7 protein-coding genes and 1 pseudogene are annotated in these 8,394 nt (G+C 68.2%); 5 read left to right on the top strand and 3 right to left on the bottom strand.

Features of this window, described 5'->3' with window-relative positions:
- Nucleotides 1–22: 22 nt before the first annotated feature.
- The gene (locus ACXJKH_RS10375; RefSeq protein ID WP_457319368.1) at nucleotides 23–922 is read right to left on the bottom strand and encodes a pseudouridine synthase; all 900 of its coding nucleotides are present in this window, start codon (nucleotides 920–922) and stop codon (nucleotides 23–25) included.
- A gap of 42 nt (nucleotides 923–964) precedes the next feature.
- Between ACXJKH_RS10375 and ACXJKH_RS10370 the strand changes: the two genes are divergently transcribed.
- The 3 genes from ACXJKH_RS10370 (at nucleotide 965) to ACXJKH_RS10360 (ending at nucleotide 4,860) form a co-directional block, all read left to right on the top strand.
- The gene (locus ACXJKH_RS10370; RefSeq protein ID WP_256773990.1) at nucleotides 965–1,516 is read left to right on the top strand and encodes a YaeQ family protein; all 552 of its coding nucleotides are present in this window, start codon (nucleotides 965–967) and stop codon (nucleotides 1,514–1,516) included.
- On the top strand, nucleotides 1,513–2,697 hold the full coding sequence (locus ACXJKH_RS10365) for an NAD(P)/FAD-dependent oxidoreductase (RefSeq protein ID WP_457319367.1): 1,185 nt from the start codon (nucleotides 1,513–1,515) through the stop codon (nucleotides 2,695–2,697). The genes ACXJKH_RS10370 and ACXJKH_RS10365 overlap by 4 nt, the downstream gene beginning before the upstream one ends.
- Nucleotides 2,698–2,787: 90 nt before the next feature.
- The gene (locus ACXJKH_RS10360) at nucleotides 2,788–4,860 is read left to right on the top strand and encodes an EAL domain-containing protein (protein WP_457319366.1); all 2,073 of its coding nucleotides are present in this window, start codon (nucleotides 2,788–2,790) and stop codon (nucleotides 4,858–4,860) included.
- Between the two features lie 33 nt (nucleotides 4,861–4,893).
- Here the strand turns inward: ACXJKH_RS10360 and ACXJKH_RS10355 are convergent, their stop codons facing one another.
- Complete coding sequence (locus tag ACXJKH_RS10355; RefSeq protein WP_457319365.1) at nucleotides 4,894–5,481, bottom strand: TetR/AcrR family transcriptional regulator; 588 nt, start codon at nucleotides 5,479–5,481, stop codon at nucleotides 4,894–4,896.
- Between the two features lie 133 nt (nucleotides 5,482–5,614).
- On the opposite strand from ACXJKH_RS10355, the gene ACXJKH_RS10350 reads away from it, so the two are divergent.
- The gene (locus tag ACXJKH_RS10350; protein WP_457319364.1) at nucleotides 5,615–6,856 is read left to right on the top strand and encodes an MFS transporter; all 1,242 of its coding nucleotides are present in this window, start codon (nucleotides 5,615–5,617) and stop codon (nucleotides 6,854–6,856) included.
- Nucleotides 6,853–8,058, top strand: a complete 1,206-nt coding sequence (locus ACXJKH_RS10345; RefSeq protein WP_457319363.1) for an MFS transporter — start codon at nucleotides 6,853–6,855, stop codon at nucleotides 8,056–8,058. The genes ACXJKH_RS10350 and ACXJKH_RS10345 overlap by 4 nt, the downstream gene beginning before the upstream one ends.
- Nucleotides 8,059–8,107: 49 nt before the next feature.
- Here ACXJKH_RS10345 and ACXJKH_RS10340 read toward each other — a convergent pair.
- Nucleotides 8,108–8,394 (bottom strand): annotated as a pseudogene (locus tag ACXJKH_RS10340) (bifunctional NADH-specific enoyl-ACP reductase/trans-2-enoyl-CoA reductase); the annotation flags it as partial.

Below are 8,394 nucleotides of genomic sequence, written 5' to 3'. Positions count from 1 at the left end.
GGGAGCCGGCCAGCGGCCGGCACTACCCGGGGTGCTGCTCGAGCTGGCGTTCGCTCGCGAACTGCCGTGGCGCCCCGCTCAACGGATCGACAAACGCCAACCCCTGCGCCAACAACTGCAGCGGCGCTTCGACCTCCTCCGGCCCCACCCTGCACAGCTGCGGATACAGATCGTCGCCCACGATCGGCGCACCCAACGCGGCCATGTGCACGCGCAGCTGGTGCTTGCGCCCGGTTTCGGGCTGCAGCCGGTAGTGCCAGATCGGGCCGTCGGCATACAGCACCTCGATCCGCGTCCGCGCATTCGGCTCCCCGGGCGCTTCGTCCATGCGGAAGAACGGATCGCCCGGCACCAGTCGGCTGTGCCGCTCCAGCGGGAACGTCAGCGCGGGCAGCGCGGGCGCCAGCGCCTGGTAGGTCTTGTGGATGCGCCGCTCGCGGAACAGGCGCTGGTAGGCGTCGCGCGTGGCCGGCCGGGTCGAGAACAGCACCAGCCCGGCGGTGAGCCGGTCCAGCCGGTGCAGCGGCACCAGCTCGGCGTTGCCGGTGCGCGCGACCAGGCGCGCCAGCAGCGTTTCCCGCACATGCCCCCCGGCCGGCGTGACCGGCAGGAAATGCGGCTTGTCGGCCACCAGCAGGTCCGCATCCCGATAGAGAATGGATTCGAGGAACGGAATCGCCGGCTCGTCGGCCACCTCGCGGAAATACAGGATCTCCAGCCCTACCTGCCACGGCCGGTCCGGCGCCAGCGCCCTGCCCTGCGCATCCTGCACCCGCCCGCGCGCGAACCGGCTCTCCCACTGCGCCCGCTCGATGCGCGGGAAGCGCGCGCACAGCCCGTCCAGCAGGCTCGCCCACTCGCCCGGCGGCAGTTGCAGGCGGCTGGCGGCGATGGCGCTGGGAATCGGATCGGACGGGGTCATGGCACACCCATTATCATGGCGCTCTTTGTTTACGGTATCCCCATGGCCCTCACCGCCACCATCCGCAAGGCCGAACTGCAGATCAGCGACATGGATCGCGGCTATTACGCCAGCCATACGCTGACCCTGGCCCAGCATCCGTCCGAGACCGATGACCGCTTGATGGTGCGGCTGCTGACGTTCGCGCTGAACGCCGACGACCGCCTGGAATTCGGCCGTGGCCTGAGCGTGGACGACGAGCCGGACCTGTGGCGCCGTGATTACACCGGCGACATCGAGCTGTGGATCGAGCTGGGACAGCCGGACGAATCGCGCCTGCGCAAGGCCGCCGGCCGCGCGCGCGCGGTGCAGCTGGTCACCTATGGTGGCCGCGCGGCCGATATCTGGTGGGACCGCAACGCCTCGGCGCTGAAGAAGCTGTCCGGGCTGGACGTGATGGACCTGCCCGGTGAGTTCGTCACCGAATGGGGCGCGCAGATCGAACGCACGATGCAATGGGACGTGCAGATCCAGGACGGCGAAGTGCAGCTGACATCCGACAAGGCCCAGCTCAGCGTCATCCCCACCTGGCGCAAGCAGAAAGCGCAGGCGTGAGTGTGATCCGCTGCGACGTGCTGGTCATCGGGGCCGGTGCGGCCGGGCTGATGTGCGCGCTCACGGCGGGCCAGCGCGGACGCATCGTGCAGGTGATCGACCATGCCAACAAGGTCGGCAAGAAGATCCTGATGTCCGGCGGTGGCCGCTGCAATTTCACCAACACCGGCACCGCCCCGGCCAACTTCCTCTCGGCCAACCCGCACTTCTGCAAGTCGGCACTGGCGCGCTACACGCCCTGGCACTTCATCGAGATGGTCGAGCGCCACGGCATCGCCTACCACGAGAAGGAAYTGGGCCAGCTGTTCTGCGACATCTCCTCCAAGCAGATCGTGCGCATGCTGATGGACGAGTGCCAGGCCGCCGGCGTCCAGGTGCGCACCGATTGCGCGGTGACCAAGGTCGAACGCGGCGCCGACGGCTTCCACGTGCAGACCGCACAGGGGCATTTCCATGCGGCCTCGCTGGTGGTGGCCACCGGCGGGCTCTCCATCCCCAGCCTGGGCGCGAGCGGCTTCGGCTATGAGCTGGCCCGCCAGTTCGGCCACGAGGTGCTGCCCACCCGCGCCGGGCTGGTGCCCCTCACCTTGAGCGGCAAGCACCAGGAACGTTTCAACGACCTCAGCGGCGTGGCGCTGCCGATTACCGCCCGCTGCAACAACGTGGAATTCCGCAACTCGATGCTGATTACCCACCGCGGCATCAGTGGCCCGGCGATCCTGCAGATCTCCTCGTTCTGGGAGCCCGGCGACGACCTGCGCCTGGACCTGCTGCCGGGCCAGGACGCGGACGCCTGGTTGCGCCGGATGAAGGCCGAGCGCGGCGCGGCCGAGCTGCGCACGGTGCTGTCGGAGGTGCTGCCGCGGCGGCTGGCGCTGCGCCTGTGCGAGCACTGGCTGCCGGACCGCCCGGTCAAGCAGATCGACGAACCGCAGCTGCGCGAGGCGGCCGCCCTGTTGCAGGGCTTTCCGTTGGTGGCCAGCGGCACCGAGGGCTACCGCACCGCCGAAGTCACCCTGGGCGGGGTGGACACCCGCAAGGTGTCTTCCAGCACCTTTGAATCGCAGTTGGTCCCCGGCCTGCACTTCGTGGGGGAAGTGCTGGACGTGACCGGCTGGCTGGGCGGCTACAACTTCCAGTGGGCCTGGGCCAGCGGCCATGCCGCCGGCCAGGTGGTCTGACCATCGCGTGGATCCGTGACCGGCTACCGTCTGCCGCATGGACGTATCCACACGCATCGTGTATCAAGTTTGCAGTCCGGGGAGTAGTGAATGCAGAACGCGAATGACATCACCGTCCGCCTGCTGATCGTGGATGACAGCGGGGAAAACGCTGAAACCATCGTCAGCACGCTGCGCAACAGCGGCATCGCCGTGCGCCCGGCGCGCCCGCAGCACAGCGAGGAGCTGGCCCAGATCCTGGGCAGCCAGCCGATCGACCTGGTGCTCGTCGCCCCCGCGCAGAGCATCCCGCTGCTGCAGGTGACCCAGCAGATCGCGGCCAGCGGCAAGGACATCCCGATGATCCTGCTGGCCGAATCGATCGATGAGAACGAGTGGGTCGAAGCCGGTGCCAACGGCATCCGTGCGATCGCCCTGCGCAACCGCCCCGAACACCTGCTGGCGGTGGTGCGCAACGAGTGGACCGACCTGCACGCGCGCCGTGGGCTGCGCCGCATCGAGGCGCAGATGCGCGAGACCGAGCGTCGCTGCGATGCGCTGATTTCCTCCTCGCGCGACCCGATCGCCTACGTCCATGAAGGCATGCACATCCGCGCCAACGAGGCGTACCTGGAGATGTTCGGCTACGACTCCTTCGACGACGTGGAAGGCATCTCGCTGCTGGACATGGTCGCCCCGCAGCACGTGGACGGCTTCAAGCAGCTGCTGAAGTCGATGAGCAAGGGCGAGGCGCCGCCGCCGCAGTACCAGGTGGACGCGCGCAACCAGGATGGCGCGGTGTTCGCGGCGACCATGGAGTTCACCCAGGCCAGCTATGAAGGCGAATCCTGCCTGCAGGTGGTGTTCCGCCGCCGGCGCATGGAGTTCGACCCGGAGCTGGCCCGCGAGGTCGAAGACCTGCGCCAGCGCGACCAGGTCACCGGCCTGCTCAACCGCCCCACCTTCATGCTGCATGTCGAAAACGCCGTCGCCCAGGCCGGCCGCAGCGAGGGCCAGTTCGGCCTGCTGCTGATCGAACCGGACCACTACGCACGGCTGCTGCCGGACATCGGGCTGGATTCGGCCGATGCGTTGATCGGCGCGCTGGGCCGGGTGCTGGCCGACAGCGTGGGCGAGCAGGCCCAGGTTGCCCGCTTCGGCGAACACAGCTTCGCGGTGCTGACCGAAGGCGCCTACGCGCAGACCGTGGCACTGGCCGATCAGATCCGCGAGGCCTTCGCCGCGCAGGTGTTCAGCATCGGCGAACGTTCGGCCACGGTCACCGTCAGCATCGGCGGCGTGCAGGTCGGCGAGAAGATCGCCAGCATCGGCCAGGTCCTGGCGCGTGCCACCGAATGCCAGCAGGCGGCGTCCGAACTGGGCAACACCACCCGCATCTTCGATCCGGCCGCGGTCGATCGGGTTGAGGAAGAGCGCATCCAGCGCTGGGTCGCGCGCATCCGCGAGGCACTGGCCGGCGATGGCTTCCAGCTGCACTACCAGCCGGCACTGAACCTGCAGGGCGAACCGCTGGAACTGTACGAGGCCTACCTGCGCCTGGAAAACAACGGCGAGCTGCTCAGCCCGACCGCGTTCCTGGGCATCGCCGAAGAGCACGGCCTGCTGGCCGACATCAACCGCTGGGTCGTGGCCCATGCGATCGGTGTGCTCGGCCAGCGCGAGCGTGCCGGCAAGCCGACCTACATGATGGTCAAGATCACCCCGGAATCGTTCAACGACCCGCAGATGATCGCCACCCTGCGCCGCGAACTGCAGGCGCACGGCGTACCGGGCGAGCGGTTGTGGCTGCACGCCCCGGAAGCCAAGGTGTTCACCCACCTGCGCAACGCCCAGCAGTTCCTCGCCGAGGTGGCGCCGCTGGGGTGCCAGATCGGGCTGGAGCAGTTCGGCTCGGGGCTGGACTCGTTCCAGCTGCTGGCGCATTTCCAGCCGCAGTTCCTCAAGCTGGACCGCGACTTCACCCGCGATGTCGCCAGCACCCGCGAGCACAGCGAGAAGATCAGCGAAATCACCGCGCGCGCGCAGTCGGCCAACATCCGCACCATCGCCGAGTTCGTCGCCGATGCCAACTCGATGAGCCTGCTGTTCAGTGCCGGGGTGGACTACGTGCAGGGCGAATTCGTCGGCACGGCCGGTCCGGCGATGGACTTCGATTTCGCCTGATGCCGGGTCACGGCCCGCCGTCGTGACCGGCCGCTAACGGGAGGCAAGCAAGCCGCGCAGCAGCAGATCAAGCGCGGCCTGTGCGTGCGTCAGTCGTTCCGACGCCCCGGGTCCCTCGGCAATCCAGAACGCCGCTTCGGCGAGGCTGCCGTATATCAGCGAAGCCAGCGCCTGCGGGCTGGCGTCCGCCACCACGCCAAGGCGCATGAGATTTTCGAGCAGGGCCTGCATCGAGGCGACGCAATGGCGCTGCGCTTCCGGTGATGCGCCGCCCAGGACCGCACGCGCATCGCGTAGCACGATGCGTTGGATGTCCGGCTCCAGGGCCATCTCCAGGTAGGCATGGCAGCGGCTGCGAAAGCCTTCCCACGGATCGGCAGCCGTGGCCGAAATCGTCTGTAGTCGGACATCCATCGCGGTATCCAGCTGCGCCACCACGGCCTGCAGCAATCCCTTTTTGTCGCCGAAGTGGTGGTAAAGCGCGCCACGGGTGAGCCCTGCCTGCGCGGTCAGATCGTCCATCGAGGCGTCGGCATAGCCATGCGTGGTGAATACCGCATGCGCGGTGGCCAACAGGGCGGCGCGGGTCTCTTGCATCTCGGCACGGGTGCGGCGGGCCATCCGGTCAACTCCTTACATACGGTTCGTATGTTTATTTACATTCACAACGTATGTATATAGGATTTTATTCATACGCGTCGTATGTATGCGCATGAACCCGTGCCGGCCGATGGCGCAATCCTGGAGAACGTTGATGCTTGCCCCTTACCGAACGCTGTTTGCCGCCCCCGGAACGGGGCGCTTCGTCCTGGCCGGCCTGCTGGCGCGACTGCCCCTGCCGATGACCGGTATCGGCATCATCACTCTGCTCGCGCAACTGCGCGGCAGCTATGCCCTTGCCGGCACCGTGGCGGCCGCGTTCGTCCTCACCTACGCGCTGCTCTCGCCACAGATCTCGCGCCAGGTGGACCGCCACGGGCAATCGCGCGTGCTGCCGGTCGCCGCGACGGTCAGTGTGCTGGGCATGGCGCTGCTGCTCGCCGCGGCCGCGCGGCACGCACCGGCATGGACGCTGTTTGCCGGCGCGGTGCTGGCCGGGTGCATGCCAAGCATGTCGGCGATGGTGCGCGCGCGCTGGGCCGCGATGTTCCGGGGGCAACCACGTCTGCAAACCGCTTACTCGCTCGAAACCGTGCTGGATGAAGTGACCTTCATTGCCGGTCCGCCGCTGGCGGTAGGACTGTCGGTGGCGATCGATCCGCTGGCGGGCCTGTTCGCCGCCGCCGTGCTGCTGGCGCTCGGCGTCACCGCGCTGACCGTGCAGCGTGGCAGCGAACCGCCGCTGCAGCCGGTTGACCCGGGCGACCGCCACGGGTCGGCGATCAGCGTGGGGAACGTGYGCCTGCTGGCGCTGCTGATGGTCGCGATGGGCGTCATTGTCGGTACGGTGGACATCACCAGTGTCGCCTTCGCCAACCAGCGCGGCGTTCCCGCCACCGCCAGCGTGGTGTTGTCCGCCTATGCACTGGGCTCGTGCGTGGCGGGGCTGTTGTTCGGTGCGGTCACACTGCATTGGCCACTGCGTCGGCTGCTGTTGCTGGGTGGCATGGCGACCGCACTGTCCACCCTGCCCCTGCTGCGGGTGGACAGCGTCGCTGCGCTTGCGGTGGCCGTGCTGGTGGCTGGAGTGTGCTTCGCTCCGACCATGATCGTAGCGATGTCGATCGTAGAGCGGCTCGTGCCTGCGCACCGGCTGACCGAAGGCATGACCTGGCTGCTGGCCGGGCTCAACGTGGGCGTGGCGATAGGCGCGGCAAGCGCCGGCCAGCTCGTGGATATCGGCGGTGCGCGCGCCGCATTCGTCGTCGCCGTCGCTGGCGCTGCCATGGTGGCGCTCACTGCGCTGTGGGCGCATCAGCGCCTCCCCGCGCAGACGCGCGACGCAAGCGACGCCGCCGCAACGACCCCCTCCCTTTCTGCAGGATCCGAACGATGAACAGGCTTCCCGGTGCGCATCCGCATGCACCACGCGCGTGGTTGGCGGTTGTTGCCGCCGCCCTGGCCACCTTCGCGGTGGTGACCACCGAAATGCTGCCGGTAGGGCTGTTGACCGATATCGCCCAGCACCTGGACACCAGCACCGGCACGGTGGGGCTGACCCTCTCGCTGCCTGCGCTGCTGGCGGCCCTGTTCGCGCCGATCGTGGTGATCAGCGCCGGGGGTATTGACCGACGCTGGATCCTGGCGGGGCTGCTGGCCCTGCTGGTGACCGCCAACCTGGCCTCGGCGCTGGCGGCGGACATCCGCTGGTTGCTCGCCGCGCGGATCCTGGTCGGGTTCTGCATGGGGGGCATCTGGGCCATCGCCGGCGGCCTGGCTGCCCGGCTGGTGCCGGCCGAACGCGTGGGGCTGGCCACGTCGATCATCTTCGGCGGCGTCGCGGCGGCATCGGTGCTGGGCGTGCCGCTGGGGACTTGGATCGGCGACCTGGCCGGCTGGCGATGGGCCTTCGCCGCGATGGCGCTGTTCAGTGCAGCGGTATTGGTCCTGCATCTCGTGGCGATGCCCACACTGTCGGTAACGTCTTCCCCTACCCTGCACCAGTTGCGCGGGCAGCTGGGCAACCGGGCGTTGCAGGCAGGACTGCTGCTCACGTTGCTGCTGGTCGGTGGGCATTTCATGACCTTCACCTTCGTGCGGCCGCTACTGGTCAGCATGGCCGGCGTGGATCCACGCTGGGTTGGCGCAGTGCTGTTCGGCTACGGCATCGCGGGCATCGTCGGCAATTTCATCGCCGGCACCGCGGCGGCCCATCGCCCCGCAGCCACGATCACCGCCATTGCGATGGGCCTGTTGCTCACCCCGCTCCTGTACCTCACCCTCGGCGACACCGCAGCCGGCGGCACGGCCGTGCTTCTGGTCTGGGGGCTGGCCTATGGCGGGGTGTCGGTTGGCCTGATGACATGGGTGATACGGGCCGCGCCGCAGGCCGTTGAAATTGCCAGCGCGCTCTATGTCGGCGTGTTCAACGTGGGCATCGCGCTGGGATCGTGGAGCGGTGGTCAGCTGGTGGACGGGCTTGGGTTGACCGCCGTGCTTTGGTTGTCGGCCGGCTGTGCCGGCGCCGCGCTGATGCTGGCGTTGGTGCTCACGGCAGGCGGGCGCCGCGCTGGAACTGAAACGACAAACGCCGGGTAATCCCGGCGTTTGCAGTGCAACCCACGCGTGCCTGTTCGGGCACGCCGGATCAGGCCATCTCGACCAGGTTCGGAATCTTCACGTCGGTGGCGACGTCGGCGTCGTAATCCACGCCTTCCACGCCAAACCCGAACAGGCGCAGGAACTCCGCCTTGTAACCGGCCAGGTCGCTGATCTCGTACAGGTTCTCGTTGGTCACCTGCGGCCACAGCGCGACGACTTCGCCCTGCACCTCCAGCGCCATTTCCTTGTAATCCGCGCGCAGGCGACCGGCCTCGTCGATCAGTTCGACCTTGCGACCGCCGGCCTCGTCGATCAGTTCGACCTTGCGACCGC

The sequence above is a fragment of the Stenotrophomonas sp. P5_B8 genome, from assembly GCF_054049855.1.
Note: the sequence above shows the minus strand (reverse complement) of the source record. Positions and strands in the feature narration are given on the sequence as shown.